Raw genomic sequence first — 20,802 nt, 5'->3', positions numbered from 1 at the left:
AACCGGCCAGCCCGGCCACGCGCGTTGCGCCTTGCCGCGCGCGGTGCAGGGCGGCGCGCTTTTCCGTCCAGACGGATTTTAGCAGGTGCTAATATGTTCAATGAGATGCCCAGCAAGGGCCGTAGCCGCCGCGTCTAGTCGGGCGGCTAACGGAGCGTGCGGGAGCGCGCGCGGACGGCCTTCGGTGCCGTTTGCGTGTGAAGCCACCATAACGAAAAAGGGAATAGTCATGCTGATTACTTTCAAATGCCGCGCTTGCCCGGACGTGATGATGCTAGAGAATCTGGCGCAGTATCTGGTCGGCATTGTCGGCAAGCGCCTCGGTGAACGCGGCGTGATTACGCACGAGGAAACCGCCGAGGCGATTGCCAAACTCGAAGCGGCGATTACCTTCGACAAACAGGAGCGCGCCGAGCACGACGGTCATTTCCACGAAGGCGAAGAGGGCCACGAGCATCACGAGATACCGCCGGGGCTGGCGCAGCGCGCCTATCCGTTCCTCGACATGTTGCGTGCCGCGCAGAAGGACAATGCGGATATCGTTTGGGGGCTGTAAGCGGAGAGAGCCCGCGAAGGCGGCAACCGCGAGCATCGCGACCGCGGGGCCGGCAGTAGCGGTCGCGGCTGGCTAGCCGGCGGCGCGTGTAATGTGTGTCCACCAGAAAGATGAGCCCGCTCGAAGCGGGCTCATCTTTTTTGCAAAGCCCGAAAACGGCTTGGGCGTGTGCGGATTTACTGGCTGGCAGCTTCCGGCGCTGCTGCCGGTGCCGACTCGCCTTTCTTCATTTTCTGCTTCTTCGGCTTCTTGACGTGTTTCGTAGTGGGCGGCGAATACGAACTGACCGAACTGGAGGCGGCCGGAGCGGCGGTTTGCGCGAGCGCCGCGGACGCGCTCAGGGCAAACGAAACAGCGGTCAATAACAGCGTCAGCTTCTTCATATCATCTCTCCGTTGACGGTTGCAAGTCGATGAACCGACGCGTTTTGGCCGCGTCTGGCGGGTCAAGCCGCCTCAGTCTACAAAGCCGAAAATTACGTTGCCGCAAATATTCAGTCTTTGCCGGCCGATATAGTGGCTTTCCCGCCACGCGGTTCCCCGTGCCTCGTCCGGCCGCCACTGCGTCGGTTCAAGGCAACGCCGCTACTGCGTCGGTTCAAAGCAACGCCGCCGCTGCGCCGGCTCAAGGCAACGCCGCCGCTGCCGCCGCTCAGAGCAACGGCGCCAACGCCCGCTCAGCGTCCGCCTTCGAGAGCGACATGCGCCGCGCGTAGTCCTCCAACTGGTCCTGACCGATCTTGCCGACCGAGAAATACGTGCTGTCCGGATGCGCGAGATAGAAACCGGAGACGCTGGCCGCCGGCAGCATCGCGAGCGACTCCGTCACGCTCATGCCGATTTCGCCGGCCTGCAGCACCTCGAACATGTCGCGCTTCACGAGATGATCCGGGCACGCCGGATAGCCCGGCGCGGGCCGAATGCCGCGATATTTTTCCGCGATGAGCTCGTCATTGCCGAGGTTTTCGGTGCTGGCGTAACCCCACAGGTCGCGCCGCACGCGCGCATGCAGCGCCTCAGCGAAAGCTTCGGCGAAACGGTCGGCGAGCGCCTTCAGCATGATCGCGCTGTAGTCGTCGTGATCCTTTTCGAACTGCTTTTCCTTCACGTCGACGCCGAGGCCCGCCGTGACCGCGAACATGCCGATGTAGTCGGCCACGCCGGACTCTTTCGGCGCAATGAAGTCGGCGAGCGAGCGGTTGGGCCGCATCACGCCGTCCACCACCGGCCGCACGCTTTGCTGACGCAGGTTGCGCCACGTCAGCGCGACTTCGCTGCGCGACTCGTCCGTGTAGATTTCGATGTCGTCGTCGTTGACCGTGTTGGCCGGCAGCAGTGCGAGCACGCCGTTGGCCTGCAGCCAGCGGCCCTGAATCAGGCGCGCGAGCATCGACTTGCCGTCGGAAAATACGCGCCGCGCCGATTCGCCGACGATCTCGTCGTTCAGGATGGCCGGATACGGGCCGGCGAGATCCCAGGTCTGGAAAAACGGTCCCCAGTCGATGTAGTTGGCCAGTTCGTTCAGGTCGAAGTTCTTGAAGACGCGCCGGCCGATGAACTTGGGCTTGACCGGCTGATAGCTCTTCCAGTCGATGGGCGTTTTGTTCGCGCGGGCTTCCGCGAGCGTCACCATGGGCAGCGCTTTTTTGTTCGCGTGCTGATCGCGGATGCGGTCGTAGTCGGCCTTGATCTCGTCGAGGTATTTGGCCGCGCCTTCGTCCGAAAGCAGGCTTGACGCAACCGACACCGAACGCGATGCGTCCGGCACATACACCACCGGTCCTTCGTAATGCGGCGCGATCTTGACCGCGGTGTGCACGCGCGACGTGGTCGCGCCGCCGATCAGCAAAGGAATCTTCTTCACGCGGAAGTAGTCGTCGCGCTGCATTTCAGACGCGACGTAGGCCATTTCCTCGAGGCTCGGCGTGATGAGCCCCGAGAGCCCGATGATGTCCGCGCCTTCGACTTTCGCCTTCGCGAGAATGTCGTTGCACGGGACCATCACGCCCATGTTGACCACTTCGAAGTTATTGCACTGGAGCACCACCGAAACAATGTTCTTGCCGATGTCGTGCACGTCGCCCTTCACGGTCGCGATGACGATCTTGCCCTTCGCGCGCACGTCGCCGCCGGCGGCCGCAAGCTGCTTCTTTTCTTCTTCGATAAACGGAATCAGATGCGCGACCGCCTGCTTCATCACGCGCGCCGACTTCACGACTTGCGGCAGGAACATCTTGCCCTGGCCGAACAGGTCGCCCACGATGTTCATGCCGTCCATCAGCGGGCCTTCGATCACGTTGATCGGGCGGCCGCCTTGCGCGGCGATCTTGGCGCGTACTTCCTCGGTATCTTCGACGATGAAGTTCGTGATGCCGTGCACGAGCGCGTGCGACAGGCGCTTCTCGACCGGCTGGTTGCGCCACTCGAGGTTCTCTTCCTTCTTCGCCGCGCCGGTTTTGAATTTGTCGGCGATTTCCAGCAGACGGTCCGTGCCGTCGGGTCGGCGATTCAGCACGACGTCTTCGACCATCTCGCGCAGTTCGGGATCGAGGTCCGCGTACACGCCGAGCTGGCCCGCGTTGACGATGCCCATGTCCATGCCCGCCTGAATTGCGTGGTACAGGAACACCGTGTGAATCGCCTCGCGCACCGGATCGTTGCCGCGGAACGAGAACGACACGTTCGACACGCCGCCGCTCACCTTCGCGTACGGCAGGTTCTGCTTGATCCAGCGCGTCGCCTCGATAAAGTCGACCGCGTAGTTGTTGTGCTCTTCGATGCCGGTCGCGATAGCAAAAATGTTCGGATCGAAGATGATGTCTTCGGGCGGAAAGCCCACTTCGTTCACGAGAAAATCGTAGGAGCGCTTGCAGATCTGCGTCTTGCGCTCGAACGTGTCGGCCTGGCCTTGCTCGTCGAAGGCCATGACGACGGCCGCCGCGCCGTAGCGCCGGATCTTTTTCGCGTGATGGCGGAACGCCTCTTCGCCTTCCTTCAGCGAAATCGAATTCACGATCGCCTTGCCCTGCACGCACTTCAAACCTGCCTCGATCACGTCCCACTTCGACGAATCGATCATGATCGGCACGCGCGCGATGTCGGGCTCCGAGGCGACGAGGTTCAGGAAGCGCACCATCGCCGCCTTGGAGTCGAGCATCGCCTCGTCCATGTTCACGTCGATCACCTGCGCGCCGTTTTCGACCTGCTGACGCGCGACGGCAATCGCCTCGTCGAACTGGTCGTTCAGGATCATTCGCGCGAACGCTTTCGATCCCGTCACGTTGGTCCGTTCGCCAACGTTGATGAAGAGCGTCCCGGACGTGACGTTGAACGGCTCGAGGCCGGCAAGGCGCATGGTGTGATCGGTCATGGCGTATGTGCGAGTCGATTGCGTGCGTTAGGTGCGGCCCGGTGCGGCTGATGGGCGTGAACCGGCGGGCCGTGGGCGCCGGAGACGCGGTTGCGCGGTTATGCGGCGTCGCGATATTGCGTGGGCCACTTGCGCGGCTTCACGTCGGCGAGCGCCTTTGCAATGGCCGCAATGTGCTCCGGCGTCGTGCCGCAGCAGCCGCCCGCAATGTTCACGAGACCTGCCTCGGCGAACTCTTTCAGCAGCCCGGAGGTGTCGGCCGGCAATTCGTCGAAACCGGTATCGCTCATCGGATTCGGCAAGCCGGCGTTCGGATAGCACGACACATAGGTGTCGCAAAGCTTGGCCAGCTCGGCGATGTACGGACGCATCAGCGCCGCGCCCAATGCGCAGTTCAGACCGAAGGTGAGCGGTTTGGCGTGGCGCAGCGAGTTCCAGAAAGCCTCAACGGTCTGGCCGGACAGAATGCGCCCGGAGGCGTCCGTCACCGTGCCCGAGATCATGATGGGCAGACGCTCGCCGGTGTCTTCGAACAGCTCGTCGAGCGCGAACAGCGCGGCTTTGGCATTGAGCGTGTCGAAGATGGTTTCCACGAGGAACAGGTCGGCGCCGCCTTCGAGCAGCGCCTTCGCCTGCTCGTAATAGGCGGCGCGCAGTTCGTCGAACGTCACGTTGCGCGCGCCCGGGTCGTTCACGTCAGGCGAAATGCTCGCGGTTTTCGGCGTGGGTCCGATCGCGCCGGCGACAAAGCGCGGCTTGTCCGGCGTCGAGTACTTGTCGCACGCGGCGCGCGCGAGTTTCGCCGATTCGAGGTTCATCTCCGCCGCCAGCGACTCCATGCCGTAGTCCGCCTGCGCGACGGTGGTCGCGCCGAAGGTGTTCGTCTCGATAATGTCGGCGCCCGCCGCCAGATACTGCTCGTGAATCTCGCTGATGATCTGCGGCTGCGTAATGGACAGCAGTTCGTTGTTGCCCTTGATGTCGCGCCCATAGTCCTTGAAACGCTCGCCGCGATAGCGCGCTTCGTCGAGCTTGTAGCGCTGGATCATGGTGCCCATGGCGCCGTCCAGAATCAGGATGCGCGACTTGAGCAGCGCGGGCAGCGCCGCGCCCCGCGTGTACTCGGACTCGGGACGGATTGGCTTGGCGGTTTGGGCAGGCTGGTTCATGGCGGACGAGGGCTTGGGCCGGCTTTTTCGGGAACCTGTCATTGTAGCCGCAGCCGGGCTATTGCGCCGGACACGGCATCGGGCGGCAGAGCCGGCGACACGCGCGCGCCGCGGCTTGCAAAAGAAAACGGTCCAGCGCGCCGCAGCCCGCTGAACCGTTTCGATGAGAGCCGACCGCCTGATGAGGGCCGCCGGCGAAGCCGGACGGCGCGGTCGATAGATGTCGCCAAAAACGTTGAAAAAACTCCAAACGTCGAAAGATCAGGCGCAACTGGCGCTCAGTTGGGCTCAGTGAAGAATGACCGGTTGATGCATCAGACTGTCGAACTGGCCGAGGAATTCGTCCACTTCGTCGAGCGACGGTTCCTCTTCGATCAGCTTCTGCACGTTCTCGCGAAACCGCGCCGCCATTGCACCGTCGATATAAATCTCGCGTTGCATGTTCTTGTCGACGATCTCGTAGCCACCCGATTTCATGGCCAGCGGACCTTCCTGCGGCGGAAACTCGACGACACAGTAATTGGGGCTGTTATAGATCATTTGCATGGCGACACTCCTTATTTCCGTTGGCTCCTGGCCGTTCCTGCGCCTTACGTGGAGCTTATGGTTTGGAATTCAAGGGGTGGGTCCGGATTGACGCTTGTAAAAGTTCCGAACCTACCGGTTAGACCGGCCTTTCAAGAAACGTTTCAAGCAGTGCGGCAAACCGTTGGGACTGCTCGACAGGCGCAAGATGAGCGGCCTCGAGCAATTCGAACTGCGCGCCTTCAATGGCATCTGCTATTGCCTGACTAGCAGCAGGCGGCGTGCCCGTGTCATGGCGCCCGGCCACTACCAGCGTTGCGCAGCGAATGCTTCCCAGCTTACTGCGTACGTCGAAATCGCGCAGCGCTTCGCACGCCATCGCGTAGCCTTCCGGCAACGTTCGGCTGAGCGCCTCGCGTATCGGCTCGACGGCTTCAGGGTGCGCGGTGCGGAAATCGGGCGTCAGCCAGCGCTCCAGCGTGGCGGGCACGAGCGGCGCCATGCCGTCGCGGCGCGCGCTGGCGGCGCGTTGGTCCCACATTGCGCGGGCTTCGGGCAAGGTGGCGGCCGTGCTGTCGGCAATTGTCAGCGTGTTCACGCGCGAAGGGTGGTCGAGTGCGAACTGCTGGGCGATCATCCCGCCCATCGACATGCCCACGAGGTGCGTGCCCGGTGCGCCGAGCGCATCGAGCAGCGCGGCGAGGTCGCCGGCAAGATCGGCAATGTTGAACGGTTCCGGCGATAGCGCCGTCTCGCCGTGGCCGCGCACGTCGTAGCGCAGCACCGTGTAGTCGTCGCGGAAATAGCCGGCGAGCTGGTCCCAGACCGACAGATCGCCGCCGAGCTGATGAACGAACGTGAGCCAGGGCCCACCGCCCTCATTGCTCAGCACGTAGCGCGTTTCGATACCGTTGATGTTCACTTGCATGCAGGCTCCTTCAAGGAGAACGCAGGGGAAGAATCCGTCGGCTCGTGCCGCCGAACGGTTGCATCAGATGATGCAGAGTCGGCGGCAAGACGGAAGTTTCGTGCAATCGCCGAGGCACCATTCGGGTGCAGGGCTTGCCTTTTTGCCGTCGGTCGGCAGGTGCGCGATTACGGCTTGATGTTGCCCGAAGCGTCGCCGCCGGGACCGGTCGAATCGGCTGGTGCATCTGGAAGAGAAGCGTCTCCTGAGGCGTTCGGCAAACCGGTCGGCGAATCCGCGCCCCCGCCGCTATCGGCGTTCAGCTTGCCGCGCCATACGAGTTCGAACTGGGTGCCGTTCGGCTCCGTCTGCACGAGCCGCGCGGGCAGCCAGCCGAGCGACGGCGCGAGCCACACGTCGATGCGGCGCCGGTCGCCTTCGCGGCGCGGCAGGCGCTTGAAATGGCGCGTTTGCAGATAGCCTTGCGCGGTGCGAATCGTTTCGTCGCCGATGGTCTCGACTGGCCAGTTCTCGCCGCTGTCGCTGTCCACCACGAAGAACTGCCGCGTGACGCCCGGCTTGTACGCGTCGGGGTCGCCACGCACGAGGCTTGCCAGTTGCATCACCATGCTGAAGCGGTCCTGTGCGCCGTCGGGCAGCGGCAGCGTGGCCGGCGTGCGCGTGAACGCGATCTTTTTGTCGGTGCGATTGAAGATCGAGATGTCTTCCGCGCGACGGCCGCGCTTTTCCACGTATTGCTCGGGCGCGAGCCCGAATGCGTCGATACGGCCATGGCTCGAATAGACGAAGGTGCCCACAAAGGGTAAGGGCACCGAAACCACCATCTCGTAACGCTGTGCGCTGCTTGTCCAATGGATCGTGCCGGGCTGGTTGCGCACGCCGTTGTAAAAAGTGTCGTACTGAAGATCGCCCGATGGCGGGATCGAAAACTTCACGCCTGATGCGGCTTGGGGCGCATCGGCGCTCGCGTTTGCGCTTGCCGTTGCATTGGCATTGGCATCGCCCGACGCTGCGCTCGCGGCGCTTGCCGCATTCGCGGGCACTACGTTTGCCGCGGGCTCGCTCGCGGCGGCGTCCGAGGTCGCAGTTGCCGCTTGCGCTGGCGCTTTGTCCGCGGGTTGCAAGGCGGTCAGCACATGTTCGCGGGGCTTGCTGGCGGCGGGTTGGCGCTTCGGCGGCTGCGCGGGCGCCACCGATGCCGCAGCCGCCGGATTGCGCTCGATACGTTCCGGCTTGAGCAGCGCGACCTGCACGGGCACGTGTTCGTCGTCCGTGGGATTCAGTGTTGCGCGATGACGCTCCACCCACTGTGCGGCAATCCAGTGAAGCAGGCTGACGACCAGCAGCACGGCAATCCAGCGCCACGCGCGCCAACGCGCGCGCGGCTCGCCGGGCGGCGTGAGACTGGAAGGACGTGCGGCGGAAGGTAAGGCCATCGGCGAAAAAATGAAGGCGCGGCGGAAAGCGGAGCGATGCGTTAGCGCGGCGTCGGACTATACCCGAGCTCGTACGAGAGCTTTTGCGCGCACTCGCGCAGCGCGGTGTCGATTTCGCCGCCCCAGCTAATGTCGAACGCGCCTTCGTGACCGAGCGCGACGAGACCGAGCGCCAGCGCGCCGGTCGAGTCGAATACCGGCATGCAGAAGGCGTGAATAGTCGGCAGCAACATCCCTTCGACGCGCGCCGCTTCGTGCTCGCGCACCTGCGCAAGCACGCGTTCGACTTCCTCGCGCGTGCGCGGCACCCCGAGGTGCGACGAGCGGCGCGTGTCGGCCAGCTCGCGTTCGAGCATCGCCGCAGTTTTGCCCGCCGGCAGGTAGGCCGCGAACAGCAAGCCCGTGGCGGAACTGAGCAGCGGCATGACGTCGCCGAGCTTGAGCGACGCCTTTGCCGGATGACTCGACTCCATCCAGTGAACCATGGTCGGCCCCTGATTGCCCCACACGGCGATGCCGACCGTCAGGTCCAGGCGATCGCGCAATTCGGCAAGTGCAATGCGCGCGAGCTTCACGCCGTCGACGCGGGCGAGGCGCGCGAGTCCCAGTTGCAGGGCAAAGCCGCCGAGTTCATAGCGTCCCGACAAGGGATCTTGCGCGACGACGCCGAGCCGCAGAAAGCTGACCAGATAGCGATGCGCTTTCGCCGGACTCATGCCGGCGCGCTGTGCAAGATCGCGCAGCATCATCGCGCGCGGCTCGTGAGTCAGCACGTCGAGCAGCCTGAAGCCGACTTCGATCGACTGGATGCCGGAGCGCAGCTTTTCCTCGCCGGCCTCGGCGGAATCGTCGTCGGTTTCGGGGGCGTCGAGCGGTTCGGCGGCGGCCGGGGCGTGGGACATTGCGCCGGAGCGGGCAGTGTGCGGCATGAGCAAAGGCGCGAAGCGCGTTCAGAATCAGTGGGAAAGGAACCGGCTGCGGCAGGGCGCGAACGGGCCTGCCGTGCGGCGCCGGCAAGCCGGGCTTGGGCAGCGCCGATTCACCATCGTAGAATAGATTCCCTCTATCGTCACTAACACGGTTCATCTCTCCATGAAACTTGCCACGCTGAAGGACGGCACGCGCGACGGTCAACTGATCGTCGTGTCGCGCGACCTGCACACCGCCGCCGTTGCCGACGCCATTGCGCCCACGTTGCAGCGCGTGCTCGACGACTGGACCTTCTACGCGCCGCAATTGCACGACCTGTACGACGCGCTCAACCAGGGCCGCGCGCGCAACACGTTTTCGTTCGACGCGAGCGACTGCATGGCGCCGCTGCCGCGCGCATTCCAGTGGGCTGACGGCTCGTCGTATGTCAATCACGTCGAGCTCGTGCGGCGCGCGCGCGGCGCGGAGATGCCGCCGGAATTCTGGACCGATCCGCTCATGTATCAAGGTGGCAGCGACGACTTCATCGGGCCGAAAGACGACGTGGTGTGCGCATCCGAAGCGTTCGGCATCGACTTCGAGGCAGAAGTTGCAGTGATCACGGGCGATGTGCCGATGGGCGTCGCGCCTGAGCAGGCGTTGAGAAGCGTGCGGCTCGTGACGCTCGTCAACGACGTCTCGCTGCGCAACCTGATTCCCGCTGAACTTGCCAAGGGCTTCGGCTTTTTCCAGAGCAAGCCGGCCACGTCGTTCGCGCCCGTTGCGGTCACGCCCGACGAGCTCGGCGAACATTGGCGCGAAGGCCGGGTGCACCGGCCAATGATCGTCCACTGGAATGGCAAGAAGGTCGGTCAACCGGACGCCGGTACCGATATGGTGTTTCACTTCGGGCAACTGATCGCGCACGCGGCCAAAACGCGCAACTTGCGCGCGGGCACGATTGTCGGCTCGGGCACGGTGTCGAACAAGGACGCGAAGCGCGGCTACTGCTGTATCGCCGAAAAGCGCTGCCTCGAAACCATCGAGCACGGCGCGCCGCAGACCGAGTTCATGAAGTACGGCGACACCGTCAAGATCGAGATGTTCGACGAAGCGGGCAAGTCGATTTTCGGTGCCATCGAGCAGAGCATCGCGCCGCTCGAGTGACGCGGTCAGTTTGCCGAAAGGGTTTCGCCCGATGTTGCCGCTGTCGCGCGCCGCTACACTGACTGGCGCGACGGCATCGGCGGTAAATCAGAACGAAAAACTCATGTGAGGAGACACCATGCGGCGAGCTGGATCGTTTGAAGCGGGATGGCCGGGTAATGCAGATGGCCGCGCGTGGCGCGAGCGGTTGCAGCAATTCGGGCCCATCAGGCGGTTCGCGCGCCTCGTGCGTCGCCCGGCCTTGCTGGTTGCGACGCTTGCAGGCCTGTCGCCGGCTGTCGCACTGGCGCAGGTGAAGATCGGGCTCGTGCTGTCGCTGACGGGGCCGGCGGCGTCGCTCGGTATTCCCGCGCGCGATACGGCCACGCTGTTGCCGAAGCAGATCGCCGGCCAGAGCGTCGACTATATCGTGCTCGACGATGCGTCGGACACGACCCAGGCCGTGCAGGACACCAAGAAGCTGATCTCCGAAAACCACGTCGACGCGATCATCGGCTCGTCGATCACGCCGAACTCGCTCGCAATGATCGACGTCGTGGCGGATGGAACGACGCCGATGATCTCGCTCGCGTCGTCGGCAAAAATCATTGAACCGGTGGACGCGAAACGCCATTGGGTCTTCAAGACGCCGCAAACGGACGCGATGATGGCTTCGGCGATTGCCGAGCATGCCAGCACGCACGGCGTGAAAACCGTCGCGTTCATCGGCCAGGCGGACGCGCTCGGCGAGACTTTTTACGCCGAAGTCGCGAAGTTCGCACAATTGCATCACATGGAGATGGTGGCGAGCGAGCGCTTCAATCGTACGGACCCGAGCGTGACGGGCCAGGTGCTGAAAATTCTCGCGACGCATCCGGATGCCGTCGTTGTGGGGGCGGCCGGCACGCCCGCCGCGCTGCCGCCGAAGACGCTTAGGGAGCGCGGCTACAAAGGGCTGATCTATCACAACCACGGTGTGGGCAATAACGACTTCCTGCGCGTGTGCGGCGCCGACTGCAACGGTACGTTCCTGCCCGCGAGCCCTGTGCTCGTGGCAGCGCAATTGCCGGCGGATCATCCGGCGAAGCGCCTTGCGCTCGACTACATCGCGCGTTTCGAGGCGCTGCGCGGTCCCGGCACCGTGTCGGCTTTCGGCTCCTACACGTGGGATGCGGGCATGCTGCTCAATCACGCGGTGCCTATCGCATTGAAAGCGGCGTCGCCCGGCACGCCGGAATTCCGCCGCGCGTTGCGCGACGCGCTCGAAGCCACGCGTGGCCTTGCGGACACCAACGGCGTGGTCAACATGAGCGCCGCGGATCACCTCGGCCTCGACCAGCGCGCACGCGTGATGGTCGAAATCAAGAACGGCAAATGGGTTTATCAGCCGCGCTGAAGAGGCCGCGACGCAACGACTCGACGGCGCACCGACACGCACTCGCACGCAAACACGGATCGCTCATCATGTCCCAGCAACCTCACACCAACGACGCCTTTTACGCGCATTACCGCTCGCTTCAACTGCATCGCCGTCCGCATGGCGTGCTCGAAGTGGTGATGAGCGGCGAGGGCGCGAACAGGAGCGCCCTCGCGACCGCGGATGCGCGCATGCATTACGAGCTCGCGGAAATCTGGCGCGACATCGACCGCGATCCGGACACGCGCGTGGCGATCATTCGCGGCGAGGGTAAGGGCTTCTCAGCCGGCGGCGATCTGCAACTCGTGGAAGACATGGCGACCGATTTCGACGTGCGGGCGCGCGTGTGGCGCGAGGCTCGCGATCTTGTCTACAACGTGATCAATTGCAGTAAGCCGATCGTATCGGCCATGCACGGTCCGGCGGTCGGCGCGGGCCTCGTCGCGGGGCTGCTTGCGGACATCTCGATCGCGTCGAAAACCGCGCGCATTATCGACGGGCATACGCGGCTCGGTGTGGCCGCAGGCGACCACGCGGCGATTGTCTGGCCGCTTCTGTGCGGCATGGCCAAGGCCAAGTATTACCTGATGCTGTGCGAGCCGGTGAGCGGCGCGGAGGCGGAGCGCATCGGCCTCGTATCGCTCGCCGTCGACGAAAACGATCTGCTGCCGAAGGCATTTGAGGTCGCGCAGAAACTCGCTCACGGTTCGCAAACCGCCATCCGCTGGACCAAGTATGCGTTGAACAACTGGCTGCGCGCAGCGGGCCCGGCCTTCGATACGTCGCTCGCGCTCGAATTCATGGGCTTCGCCGGACCGGACGTGCGCGAGGGCGTGAGTTCGTTGCGCGAGCGGCGCGCGCCGGATTTCGGCGGCGCCGACCCATGGCGCGCGCGGTGACAGCCGGGTGGGATCGTGGCGCGTCGCGCGGTATGATCGGATCCGTCTGCGCGGCCGTTGCTGTTTTGTGCTCCCTTCTTCCGCGCTTTTCCGTTAATGCAGCGAGGCGACAAGCATGACCGACACACCTGGCTCCACGCCGCCGTTTTCCGGTTTCCCCGGCTTTCCGCCGGCCGAAATGCTCGACCGCATGTGGGGCATGATGCGCCTCTCGCCGTTCGGCTCCGCGTTTGCGGGCGCGCAGCCGGGCGCGGGCCTCGGACCGTCGCTCTCGATGATGTCCGACATGATGGCGCCGCTCACCAACGTCGAGGAACTCGACAAGCGCATCACCGACATGCGCGCCGTCGAGCAATGGCTCAAGCTGAACCTGAACATGCTGCAGTCGGCTATTCAGGCGCTGGAAGTACAGCGCGCGACGCTGGCGACGCTGCGCGCGTTCGGCGCGTTCGCGCAACAGTCGATGGCGCAGCCTGCGGCGCCTGAAGCGCCGGCGCCCGCGCCGAGGCCGTCGCCGGCGAGCGGCTGGCCGCATCCGCAGGCGGGTGCTTCGGCTTCCGGTTCCAGTTCCGCCGCCACGGAAAGTGCGCGCGCCGCAGAGCCGCCGGCCGACGAGGAAGCCGCGCCCGCCGCGCCGAGCTTCGACGCATCGGCATGGTGGAACCTGCTGCAATCGCAATTCAATCAGATCGCCCAATTCGCGATGACCCAGCCGGCGGCCGCCGCCGCGGACGCCGCGGACGCGCCGTCTGACTCGACCGGGGACCCGGCAGACGAGGCGGCGGAGGCGGTCGGCGGCGCGACGGACGTGCCGCGCCCATCGCCCGCCGACGCGCCGGCCGCGGCTTCCGGCGAATCCAACGGACCAGCCGAAGCCGCCGAAAAACGCCCGGCGGCGAAGCGCGCACCGGCTGCGACAAAGCGCGCCGCCACGGGCACGGGCAGCACTGCGTCCAAGGCGCCGAAAAAGTCTCTGTAGGAGCCGGCGCGCCGGGCGGCGGCGTGCTCCAACTGTCGGCGCCAAACAACAGAGCGAAATCGCCGGCTGTCATGGTTTTGACGCCGATCGCGCGGCACACTCGGCGGATTCGGCGTTTCATTGAGACAGGTCAATCAGGCATCCGAATTGCGTCTGTCCCCGGGCGGGTTTGAAGAAGCCAGCGTGCTATCATTGGAAGGTCTTTGTTTGGCTTTTGGGCGTGCGCTGAAAACAACCAATCCAGCCGCCCTTGCTCCATTCGCCGCCGGCACGACCGGCGCAGGGCTGGACGGTGCGGTTTTCATCGCAAACTGGCTCGACCTCAGGCATAGGGTATCCCTCACGTATCCCTCACCCACGGTTGGCCGCGCAGCGCGCTATTCGAGCGTGGAATGTCGTGTTAGCCGCTCTTCGCGCAAGCGCCCGGACTTCTTCGCTGCCCGGGCATCCGTGCGGCCGGTTACCGCGTAAAATTGAAGGCTTGGCCGGCGAGCGGCGCGGCACTCGGGCACAACACCCGGTGCGTCTCGTTCGTCGTCAGCAAGAGTGCTACACGTAGTAGTGACAGACACACACAGTATGTGCAGAACAGGGGTGGGACTATGAACACCATGCTTTATCCGGAACTTTATAAATCGCTCGAATCGGTTCGATGGGACATGGAGAAGGACATTCCCTGGGACAAGTTCGATGCATCGCTCTTGACCGACGAGCAGGCCGCAACGATCAAGATGAACGCGATCACCGAATGGTCGGCGCTGCCCGCCACGGAAATGTTTCTCCGTGACAACCATCACGACAGCGATTTTTCCGCATTCATGAGCGTGTGGTTCTTCGAAGAGCAGAAGCATTCTCTGGTGCTGATGGAATATCTGCGCCGCTTCAAGCCCGAAATGTGCCCCACTGAAGAAGAACTGCACGCTGTGCGCTTCGAGTTCGACCCGGCGCCGCCGCTCGAAACGCTGATGCTGCACTTCTGCGGCGAGATTCGCCTGAATCACTGGTATCGCCGCGCGGCCGAGTGGCACACCGAACCGGTCATCAAGCACATCTACGAAACCATTTCGCGCGACGAAGCGCGGCATGGCGGCGCGTATTTGCGCTACATGAAGAAAGCCATGGCGCAAACCGGCGACATCGCGCGTGCGGCTTTTGCGAAGATCGGCGTGCTGATGGCGTCGGCGCGCCGCACCGAAAAACCGCTGCATCCCACCAATCTGCACGTGAACCAGGCTTTGTTCCCGCGCGACACGATCCAGTCGCGTCTGCCCGACCCCGAATGGCTGGAGCGCTGGCTTGACGAGCAGATCCGTTTCGACGACGGTTGGGAAAAGAAGGTGGTCGAGCGCATTCTGCACAACCTGTCGCTGCTCTTCGAGCGCACGTTCACCACGGCGCAGGAACTGAACCGCTATCGCAAGGAAGTCGTGGCGCGGCTGCAGGCCGACCAGAAATCGGCCGAACAGCCGGCTTGACGGCCCACGTCGCGTCGACTTCGCGTCCGTGTCGGGTCCACTTCGGGCCGCCAGGCACCGCGCAAGGCTCGTGCTCAGGCGGCAAAGCGGTTTGACGGCGTTGGACGGTTAAATAGTTCAAGAAGCGGCTTTAAAAAACAGCTTCAAAACGGTCCGGCGGCTGACAGCTTGCCGGGCCGTTTTATTTCAGCGGCTTTGTTTTGCCTTTTCGTTTGTCCGGTTGGAGCTGTTCGATGCGGCGCGCGCTGTGTCGTGACGGCATTCCCTCTGTCTCTCCTCCACGTCGCTCATGGCTGCCATTTTCGAACGCAAGATTCTCACGCGCGACGCGCTCGTCGCGCTGCGCCCCACGCTCAAGGCGCCGGTCGTATTTACAAACGGCGTGTTCGACATCCTGCATCGCGGGCATGTGACCTATCTCGCGGATGCGAAAGCACAAGGCGCTTGCCTGATTGTCGGCGTGAATAGCGACGCGTCGGTCCGCATGCTCGGCAAGGGCGACGACCGGCCGATCAACAGCGAAGCCGACCGCATGGCGCTGCTCGCGGCGCTGGAAAGCGTCGATTATGTCGTGTGCTTTGCTGAAAAAACGCCGGTGGAACTGATCTCGGCGCTGCGCCCGGACGTGCTCGTCAAGGGCGGCGACTATGACATGGACGCGTTGCCGGAGTCGGCCATCGTGCGAGGGTGGGGCGGCAAGGCGCTGGCCATCCCGTTCGAGCATGATCGCTCGACCACAGCATTGCTTACGAAAGTCCGCACGCAGAGCTGAGTGCCAGCGCGCTTTTTGCCAGGGCGCTTTATTGCGGCAATGCCGAAGCCGCAATCGGCGCGGCCGGAGCCGGCGCGCCGACGACCGCCTGGTCGCCTGCCTCGGCGGCGGTGATGGGGCGCACCTTCAGCCAGTCGGGGTGAATTTCGCGGCTGAGGTGATTGGGTTCCCCTCCGCTTGCCGTGGGCGTCGGACCGAACACGCCGCGGACCGCGACGAATGCCAGAAGGTTGGCTAGAAACAAGATGGCGATCAGCCAGCGCAGCATTGTTTTGTTTTCCCGTCCATAAATTGAACCGCCCGGTGTCGTTCTGCCGCGATCCTGGCCGCGGCGCACCCCGTGACATTGCAGCCTGCTTCAAGCGCCGCGCTTCGACGCGCACTCCGAAGCGATGAGCGCGAGCCCCGACAAGACCAGCGAATCGTGGCGAGTATGCGGCACTTTCAGCGCGCTCGCCACTTCGTCCGCCGCGCCGCCGCCTACGACGAGGCGCACCGGCACCTGCCACTCATCCTGCAAGTCGCGCCATGTTCGCTCGACGAGACCCGCTTGCGCGAGCGTGCAGCCGGCGGATAAAGAACGCGGCGTGTCGGTCGCGAAGAACGAGCCGCGACGCGCGGCGTCTGGTGTGCCGCCAGCCTCGAGCAGGCCGCGCGCGGCATGGGCGTCGAGCGTCGGCAGTTGTGCGGTGTGCTCGCCGAGCGAGCGCATCATCAGGCTCCAGCCTGGCGCAATGAGTCCGCCGACAAACAATCCGTCGGCGCGAAGGGCTTCGAGCGTGGTCGCCGTGCCGAATGTCGCAATCAGCAGATGCTCGCCCGGAAAAGCCGCACGCGCGCCGATCATGCCGGCCCAGCGGTCGCTGCCGAGCGCATGCGGCGTGGCGTAGCTATTGGTCACGCCGCATTGCCGCTCGCTCGCGCGGATGGTGGTGAGCGGCAAGCGCGGCCACTGCGCGTCGACCAGCGCGGCGATGCGCGCCGCCACTGCAGCACCGGCGACATTGGATAACCATGCGCCGCCGGGCGCCGGCAAGCGCGACCACTGAGCTGACCACTGAGCCGACCGCTCCGGCGATTCGCTCGCCTCATGCGCGAGCGCGCCGGCCGCGATCTGCGCGCCGTCCGCCGCCACCATCGCCCATTTGACGCGGCTATTGCCCGCGTCGATCAAAAGCCGGGGCAACAGATGAGACGTGCCGCCCGTCATGCAGCACCGTCGGCGAGTCGCAAGGACACGTCGCCGGTCGCAATGCTTTGCCTGCCCGCGTCGGTATCGAGCAGCAACTGGCCGCGCTCATCGACGCCCGCCGCGACGCCGCGCGTGACCTCGTGCCCTTGCTCGAGCAGCACGACCTCGCGGCCCGCGTAGGCATGCATTGCATTCCAGCGCGCCTGGAACGGCGCAAAGCCCTCGGCGCCGAAACGCTGCAACGCGGGTTCGAGCGCGTTGAGCTCGGCGGCGAGCGTATCGGTGAGATTGGCGTTCGGCAGCGCGCGCTGCAGCGCAGTCGGCGCTGTGCCGCGTGCCTGCGGCGGCGTCTCGGCGCTGAGCGCGCCGAGCTTCGCGGCGAGTTCGTCGGCGCCTTTCACATTGGTGCCGATGCCGATCACGACCGCGCTCGCGTTGTCTGTGCTCCACGCAGTTTCGATCAGAATGCCGGCGAGCTTGTCGCCTTCGAGCAGCACGTCGTTCGGCCACTTCAACGCGATCTGGCCCGGCCCGGCGACAGGCAGCGAGCGCAGTCCGTCGACGAGCGCGACGCCCACGGCGAGGCTCAAGCCCGCGAGCCCTTCGAGCGGACGCGGCAGCACGCAGGCCACCGAAAACAGCAGCGCATTACCCGGCTCCGCATACCAAGGACGGCCGCGCCGTCCGCGCCCGGCGGTTTGCAGGTAGGCGACCCGCACGATCGGCCGCGGCAGCGCGCCGGCCCGGCGCGGGAGCGCTTTCACGCGGGTCATGAGGTCGGCATTGGTCGAGCCGGTTTCCTCGACGATTTCAATCGGCCAGTCATGCGCATGCGCGCCGAACAGCGCGACGGCGCGTTCACGGTCGATGCGCCAGTCAGCCGCGTTCGCGGCAGCGGCCGGGTCTTGGGGCGGAGTGCGGGAAGCGTTCATGCTCCATATTGTAGCGACAGCGAACGGCCGGAGGGCCGCCCGGACGGTCGATCCGCTGCGCCTTCGTTACAATGGCCGCTAATCCGATCACCAGATTGCAACGATCCTTGAACTACGACACTCCGCCCGGCCTCGAAGTCGCGGCCGGCAGCCAGGGCAAGATCGTCCGGCTCTCGGGCCAATGGACGGCGCTCGCGCTCGCGCGCGATCGCGCGACCGGACACGTGATCCCGCAATTGCGCTCGCTGGAGGGCGCCGAAGGCATCGGCCAATGGGACCTGTCGCGTATCGACCGGATGGACCATGTGGGCGGCCAGGCCCTGTGGCGTGTGTGGGGCCACAGAATGCCGCCGGACACGGAGCTCACCGACACGCAGCGCGATATTTTCGAGCGCATCGCGTTGCTCGACACGGTTCGCGAAACCGCTGAGCCCGTCGTCAGATTCGATCCCTTCACGCGGCTCGGTCTCGCGATCTTCTCCTTCCTCGAGCATCTGTACGGCGGCGTGGCGATGTTCGGACGCGTCGTGCTCGACCTGCTCGCCATTGCGCGCAAGCCGGCCATCACGCCGTGGACCGAAATTTCGGCGAACGTCTACAACGCGGGCACCAAGGCGCTGCCGATCACCGCACTCGTCGCCTTCCTGATCGGCATCGTGCTGAGCTATCTGTCCGCGCAGCAGTTGCGGCTGTTCGGCGCGAATCAGTACATCGTGAATATTCTCGGGCTGTCGGTGATCCGCGAACTGGGGCCGGTGCTGTCGGCGATTCTGGTCGCGGGCCGCTCGGGCTCGGCGATCACCGCGCAGATCGGCGTGATGCGCGTAACCGAGGAGCTCGACGCCATGCGCGTGATGGGCATTCCACACGGCCTGCGGCTCATCCTGCCGCGCGTGGTCGCGCTCGGTGTGGCGATGCCGCTCCTCGTCATGTGGACCAACATCATTGCGCTGACGGGCGGCGCGCTCGCCGCGAAGATTGTGCTCGGCATTGACATGAGCTACTTTGCGCGCGCGCTGCCGGGCGTGGTGCCCGTTGCCAATCTGTGGATCGGGCTCGGCAAGGGCGTCGCCTTCGGCATGCTGATCGCGATTGTCGGCTGTCATTTCGGGTTCCGTATCAAGGCGAATTCGCAAAGCCTTGGCGAGGGCACGACGAGTTCGGTCGTGACGTCGATTACGATCGTGATTCTCGCGGACGCCGTGTTCGCGATCCTGTTCCAGAACGTGGGCCTCGGATGATCGCGCCGCTCACTCAGGCCGTGCGCGGCCAGCCGATGCCTTCCATCGCCGAGCCGGTGATCGAGGTGATCGACGTCACCAAGCGCTATGGCCGCAACATCGTGCATCAGCATCTGAATCTCGACGTGCGGCGCGGCGAAATCCTGTCGATTGTCGGCGGCTCGGGGTCGGGCAAGACGACGCTCGTGCGGCAGATTCTCGGCCTCGAGCGGCCGTCGTCCGGCACCATCAAGCTGTTCGGCGAGGACCTCGCGACCATTTCGCCGGAAACGGCGCTGCTCATGCGCAGCCGCTCCGGCATGTTGTTCCAGCGCGGCGCGCTGTTCTCGTCGCTGTCGGTGTTCGACAACGTCGCGCAGCCCGTGCGCGAACTCGGTCAGGTGCCGGAAGATCTGCTGCGCGACATCGTGATGCTGAAGCTGGAAATGGTCGGCCTGCCGTGCAAGCACGCGTCGAAAATGCCGTCGGCGCTGTCGGGCGGCATGATCAAGCGTGTCGGCATTGCGCGCGCCATCGCGCTCGAACCCGAACTGCTGTTTCTCGACGAACCGACGGCGGGCCTCGATCCTCAGGCGTCCGAGGAATTCGTCGAGCTGATCTCGGCGCTGCATCGCGCGCTCGGCTTGACGGTCGTGATGATCACGCACGACCTCGATACGATGGTCGCGCTGTCCACGCGCGTCGCCGTGCTGGCGGACCGCAAGGTGCTGGTCGCGGCGCCGGTGGAAGAGGCCGCGGGCGTCGATCATCCTTTTATCCGCGAATATTTTCTCGGCTTGCGCGGGCGTCGCGCGTTGCAGGCGCTGCCACCCGAGCGCCGCGCGAAGCTGCCGCGCGCGGCGCTGGAGCCGGCGTCGTCGGAATTGCCGCTGTGAATCAGGGAACCCGGTAATGGAAAACAAATCACATGCGTTCTGGGCAGGACTCTTCACGGTCGTGCTGCTCGGCGCGATCGCCACGGCGGCATTTTTGTTCAATGTCGACCGCGCCGTGCGCGTGCCGTACGATCTGATTGCGCGCACCAATGTGACGGGCCTGTTTACCGACGCCGCCGTGCGCTATCGCGGGCTCGACGTCGGCAAGGTGCAGTCCATCAAGTTCGACCGCGATCATCCGGGGCAGATCGTGATCCGCATTCTCGTCGACACCCACGCGCCGATCACGCATTCCACGTTCGGCAGTCTCGGCTTCCAGGGCGTGACGGGCATCGCGTTCATCCAGCTCGACGATACGGGGCGCGATCCGTCGCCGCTCGCTTCGTCGCCGAAACAGGTGGCGCAGTTGCCGATGCGGCCCGGCCTGCTCGACCAGTTGCAGCAGCGCGGCGACGTGCTGCTGAGGAAACTCGAAAAGGTCACGGACGACGTCGACAATCTGTTGTCGCCCGAGATGGTCGACCAGTTGCACGGCACCGCGGCCAGCATTCAGAAAGCCGCGGACGGCGTCGCCACGCTCACGCAGCAGATGGCGCCCGCGGCCGGCAAGCTGCCCGCGACCATCGACAAGCTGGACGCCACGCTCGCCTCGACCAACCAGTTGATCACGAGCCTGAACCGCCCCGACGGTCCGTTCGAGAGCAATCTGAACAAGGTCGGCACGGCTGCGCAGCAGGCAGGCGACGCGCTCACCGCGATGAACGGCTCGTTGCAGGAGTTGTCGGCGCGGGTGGGTTACGACACGCTGCCGCGCGTGAATTCGCTCGCCGAAGACGTGCGTTCCGCTGCACGTTCGGTGGACCGTGCCGCCGACACGTTCAGTACCAGTCCGCGCAGCGTGCTGTTCGGTGCGCCGGCCGCGGCGCCGGGGCCGGGCGAGGCCGGATTTACGTGGCCCGCCGCGCGCGCCGCGCAATGATTC

The 20,802-nt window shown here is 64.9% G+C and carries 20 protein-coding genes and 1 pseudogene; 10 read left to right on the top strand and 11 right to left on the bottom strand.

Going from position 1 to position 20,802, the window contains the following annotated elements; all coding sequences use genetic code 11:
• Positions 1–229 precede the first annotated feature (229 nt).
• On the top strand, positions 230–556 hold the full coding sequence (locus HV711_RS19595) for a DUF1840 domain-containing protein (protein WP_013586950.1): 327 nt from the start codon (positions 230–232) through the stop codon (positions 554–556).
• 176 nt (positions 557–732) lie between these two features.
• Here the strand turns inward: HV711_RS19595 and HV711_RS19590 are convergent, their stop codons facing one another.
• The 7 genes and pseudogenes from HV711_RS19590 to HV711_RS19560 all read right to left on the bottom strand — a co-directional run bounded on the left by HV711_RS19590 (position 733) and on the right by HV711_RS19560 (position 8,912).
• On the bottom strand, positions 733–939 hold the full coding sequence (locus HV711_RS19590; protein ID WP_028361570.1) for a hypothetical protein: 207 nt from the start codon (positions 937–939) through the stop codon (positions 733–735).
• A 268-nt stretch (positions 940–1,207) separates the two neighbouring features.
• A pseudogene (gene metH / locus HV711_RS19585) lies at positions 1,208–3,931 on the bottom strand (methionine synthase); the annotation flags it as partial.
• Between the two features lie 92 nt (positions 3,932–4,023).
• Entirely contained in the window at positions 4,024–5,094 is a 1,071-nt protein-coding gene (locus tag HV711_RS19580; protein WP_013586953.1) for a homocysteine S-methyltransferase family protein, read from the bottom strand.
• Positions 5,095–5,382: 288 nt separating this feature from the next.
• On the bottom strand, positions 5,383–5,640 hold the full coding sequence (locus tag HV711_RS19575) for a BTH_I0359 family protein (protein ID WP_013337859.1): 258 nt from the start codon (positions 5,638–5,640) through the stop codon (positions 5,383–5,385).
• A gap of 118 nt (positions 5,641–5,758) precedes the next feature.
• A complete protein-coding gene (locus HV711_RS19570) occupies positions 5,759–6,547 on the bottom strand; it encodes an alpha/beta fold hydrolase (protein ID WP_035478902.1) in 789 nt (262 codons plus the stop codon).
• Positions 6,548–6,714: 167 nt separating this feature from the next.
• On the bottom strand, positions 6,715–7,983 hold the full coding sequence (locus HV711_RS19565; RefSeq protein WP_035478905.1) for a DUF3108 domain-containing protein: 1,269 nt from the start codon (positions 7,981–7,983) through the stop codon (positions 6,715–6,717).
• A 41-nt stretch (positions 7,984–8,024) separates the two neighbouring features.
• A complete protein-coding gene (locus tag HV711_RS19560) occupies positions 8,025–8,912 on the bottom strand; it encodes an IclR family transcriptional regulator (RefSeq protein WP_028361574.1) in 888 nt (295 codons plus the stop codon).
• 163 nt (positions 8,913–9,075) lie between these two features.
• Here HV711_RS19560 and HV711_RS19555 point away from each other — a divergent pair, with 163 nt between their 5' ends.
• From HV711_RS19555 to HV711_RS19540, 4 genes are all read left to right on the top strand, one after another.
• Positions 9,076–10,059, top strand: a complete 984-nt coding sequence (locus HV711_RS19555) for a fumarylacetoacetate hydrolase family protein (RefSeq protein ID WP_028361575.1) — start codon at positions 9,076–9,078, stop codon at positions 10,057–10,059.
• Positions 10,060–10,177: 118 nt separating this feature from the next.
• A complete protein-coding gene (locus tag HV711_RS19550) occupies positions 10,178–11,434 on the top strand; it encodes an ABC transporter substrate-binding protein (RefSeq protein WP_175145208.1) in 1,257 nt (418 codons plus the stop codon).
• Between the two features lie 68 nt (positions 11,435–11,502).
• Positions 11,503–12,354 (top strand): enoyl-CoA hydratase/isomerase family protein, encoded by an 852-nt coding sequence (locus tag HV711_RS19545; protein ID WP_013586959.1) that lies wholly within the window; start codon positions 11,503–11,505, stop codon positions 12,352–12,354.
• 115 nt (positions 12,355–12,469) lie between these two features.
• Positions 12,470–13,333: a PhaM family polyhydroxyalkanoate granule multifunctional regulatory protein gene (locus tag HV711_RS19540; protein WP_035478911.1), complete on the top strand. Its 864-nt coding sequence runs from the start codon at positions 12,470–12,472 to the stop codon at positions 13,331–13,333.
• A gap of 189 nt (positions 13,334–13,522) precedes the next feature.
• Here the strand turns inward: HV711_RS19540 and HV711_RS19535 are convergent, their stop codons facing one another.
• A complete protein-coding gene (locus tag HV711_RS19535) occupies positions 13,523–13,663 on the bottom strand; it encodes a hypothetical protein (RefSeq protein WP_156946604.1) in 141 nt (46 codons plus the stop codon).
• Between the two features lie 272 nt (positions 13,664–13,935).
• Here HV711_RS19535 and HV711_RS19530 point away from each other — a divergent pair, with 272 nt between their 5' ends.
• The gene (locus tag HV711_RS19530) at positions 13,936–14,808 is read left to right on the top strand and encodes a ferritin family protein (protein WP_013586961.1); all 873 of its coding nucleotides are present in this window, start codon (positions 13,936–13,938) and stop codon (positions 14,806–14,808) included.
• Between the two features lie 289 nt (positions 14,809–15,097).
• Positions 15,098–15,580 carry a D-glycero-beta-D-manno-heptose 1-phosphate adenylyltransferase gene (gene rfaE2, locus HV711_RS19525; RefSeq protein WP_013586962.1) on the top strand — a complete coding sequence of 161 codons (483 nt, stop codon included), beginning with the start codon at positions 15,098–15,100 and terminating at the stop codon, positions 15,578–15,580.
• Positions 15,581–15,608: 28 nt separating this feature from the next.
• On the opposite strand, the gene HV711_RS19520 is transcribed toward rfaE2, so the two are convergent.
• The 3 genes from HV711_RS19520 to HV711_RS19510 all read right to left on the bottom strand — a co-directional run bounded on the left by HV711_RS19520 (position 15,609) and on the right by HV711_RS19510 (position 17,704).
• Positions 15,609–15,848: a hypothetical protein gene (locus HV711_RS19520; RefSeq protein WP_035478913.1), complete on the bottom strand. Its 240-nt coding sequence runs from the start codon at positions 15,846–15,848 to the stop codon at positions 15,609–15,611.
• Positions 15,849–15,938: 90 nt separating this feature from the next.
• Positions 15,939–16,790 (bottom strand): type III pantothenate kinase, encoded by an 852-nt coding sequence (locus HV711_RS19515; RefSeq protein WP_035478916.1) that lies wholly within the window; start codon positions 16,788–16,790, stop codon positions 15,939–15,941.
• On the bottom strand, positions 16,787–17,704 hold the full coding sequence (locus tag HV711_RS19510; protein WP_028361580.1) for a biotin--[acetyl-CoA-carboxylase] ligase: 918 nt from the start codon (positions 17,702–17,704) through the stop codon (positions 16,787–16,789). The genes HV711_RS19515 and HV711_RS19510 overlap by 4 nt, the downstream gene beginning before the upstream one ends.
• A 107-nt stretch (positions 17,705–17,811) precedes the next feature.
• On the opposite strand from HV711_RS19510, the gene HV711_RS19505 reads away from it, so the two are divergent.
• The 3 genes from HV711_RS19505 to HV711_RS19495 are packed head-to-tail and all read left to right on the top strand — an operon-like array spanning position 17,812 to position 20,799.
• Positions 17,812–18,945 (top strand): MlaE family ABC transporter permease, encoded by a 1,134-nt coding sequence (locus HV711_RS19505; RefSeq protein ID WP_035478919.1) that lies wholly within the window; start codon positions 17,812–17,814, stop codon positions 18,943–18,945.
• Positions 18,942–19,820: an ABC transporter ATP-binding protein gene (locus tag HV711_RS19500; RefSeq protein ID WP_013586967.1), complete on the top strand. Its 879-nt coding sequence runs from the start codon at positions 18,942–18,944 to the stop codon at positions 19,818–19,820. The genes HV711_RS19505 and HV711_RS19500 overlap by 4 nt, the downstream gene beginning before the upstream one ends.
• Positions 19,821–19,836: 16 nt before the next feature.
• Positions 19,837–20,799 carry an MlaD family protein gene (locus HV711_RS19495; protein WP_013586968.1) on the top strand — a complete coding sequence of 321 codons (963 nt, stop codon included), beginning with the start codon at positions 19,837–19,839 and terminating at the stop codon, positions 20,797–20,799.
• The last annotated feature ends 3 nt before the right edge of the window (positions 20,800–20,802 follow it).

The sequence above is a fragment of the Paraburkholderia phenoliruptrix genome (assembly GCF_902859825.1).
Classification (GTDB): domain Bacteria; phylum Pseudomonadota; class Gammaproteobacteria; order Burkholderiales; family Burkholderiaceae; genus Paraburkholderia; species Paraburkholderia phenoliruptrix.
This window is presented reverse-complemented; position numbering and strand designations above follow the sequence as displayed.

Excerpts from the sequence above, each read along its gene's own strand:
- rfaE2 (WP_013586962.1), top strand. The coding sequence starts at position 15,098 with ATGGCTGCCATTTTCGAACGCAAGATTCTCACGCGCGACGCGCTCGTC.
- HV711_RS19520 (WP_035478913.1), bottom strand. The coding sequence starts at position 15,848 with ATGCTGCGCTGGCTGATCGCCATCTTGTTTCTAGCCAACCTTCTGGCA.
- HV711_RS19555 (WP_028361575.1), top strand. The coding sequence starts at position 9,076 with ATGAAACTTGCCACGCTGAAGGACGGCACGCGCGACGGTCAACTGATC.
- HV711_RS19595 (WP_013586950.1), top strand. The coding sequence starts at position 230 with ATGCTGATTACTTTCAAATGCCGCGCTTGCCCGGACGTGATGATGCTA.
- HV711_RS19500 (WP_013586967.1), top strand. The coding sequence starts at position 18,942 with ATGATCGCGCCGCTCACTCAGGCCGTGCGCGGCCAGCCGATGCCTTCC.
- HV711_RS19550 (WP_175145208.1), top strand. The coding sequence starts at position 10,178 with ATGCGGCGAGCTGGATCGTTTGAAGCGGGATGGCCGGGTAATGCAGAT.
- HV711_RS19590 (WP_028361570.1), bottom strand. The coding sequence starts at position 939 with ATGAAGAAGCTGACGCTGTTATTGACCGCTGTTTCGTTTGCCCTGAGC.
- HV711_RS19580 (WP_013586953.1), bottom strand. The coding sequence starts at position 5,094 with ATGAACCAGCCTGCCCAAACCGCCAAGCCAATCCGTCCCGAGTCCGAG.
- HV711_RS19570 (WP_035478902.1), bottom strand. The coding sequence starts at position 6,547 with ATGCAAGTGAACATCAACGGTATCGAAACGCGCTACGTGCTGAGCAAT.
- HV711_RS19495 (WP_013586968.1), top strand. The coding sequence starts at position 19,837 with ATGGAAAACAAATCACATGCGTTCTGGGCAGGACTCTTCACGGTCGTG.
- HV711_RS19540 (WP_035478911.1), top strand. The coding sequence starts at position 12,470 with ATGACCGACACACCTGGCTCCACGCCGCCGTTTTCCGGTTTCCCCGGC.
- HV711_RS19510 (WP_028361580.1), bottom strand. The coding sequence starts at position 17,704 with ATGAACGCTTCCCGCACTCCGCCCCAAGACCCGGCCGCTGCCGCGAAC.
- HV711_RS19545 (WP_013586959.1), top strand. The coding sequence starts at position 11,503 with ATGTCCCAGCAACCTCACACCAACGACGCCTTTTACGCGCATTACCGC.
- HV711_RS19515 (WP_035478916.1), bottom strand. The coding sequence starts at position 16,790 with ATGACGGGCGGCACGTCTCATCTGTTGCCCCGGCTTTTGATCGACGCG.
- HV711_RS19530 (WP_013586961.1), top strand. The coding sequence starts at position 13,936 with ATGAACACCATGCTTTATCCGGAACTTTATAAATCGCTCGAATCGGTT.
- HV711_RS19560 (WP_028361574.1), bottom strand. The coding sequence starts at position 8,912 with ATGCCGCACACTGCCCGCTCCGGCGCAATGTCCCACGCCCCGGCCGCC.
- HV711_RS19535 (WP_156946604.1), bottom strand. The coding sequence starts at position 13,663 with ATGCCTGAGGTCGAGCCAGTTTGCGATGAAAACCGCACCGTCCAGCCC.
- HV711_RS19575 (WP_013337859.1), bottom strand. The coding sequence starts at position 5,640 with ATGCAAATGATCTATAACAGCCCCAATTACTGTGTCGTCGAGTTTCCG.
- HV711_RS19565 (WP_035478905.1), bottom strand. The coding sequence starts at position 7,983 with ATGGCCTTACCTTCCGCCGCACGTCCTTCCAGTCTCACGCCGCCCGGC.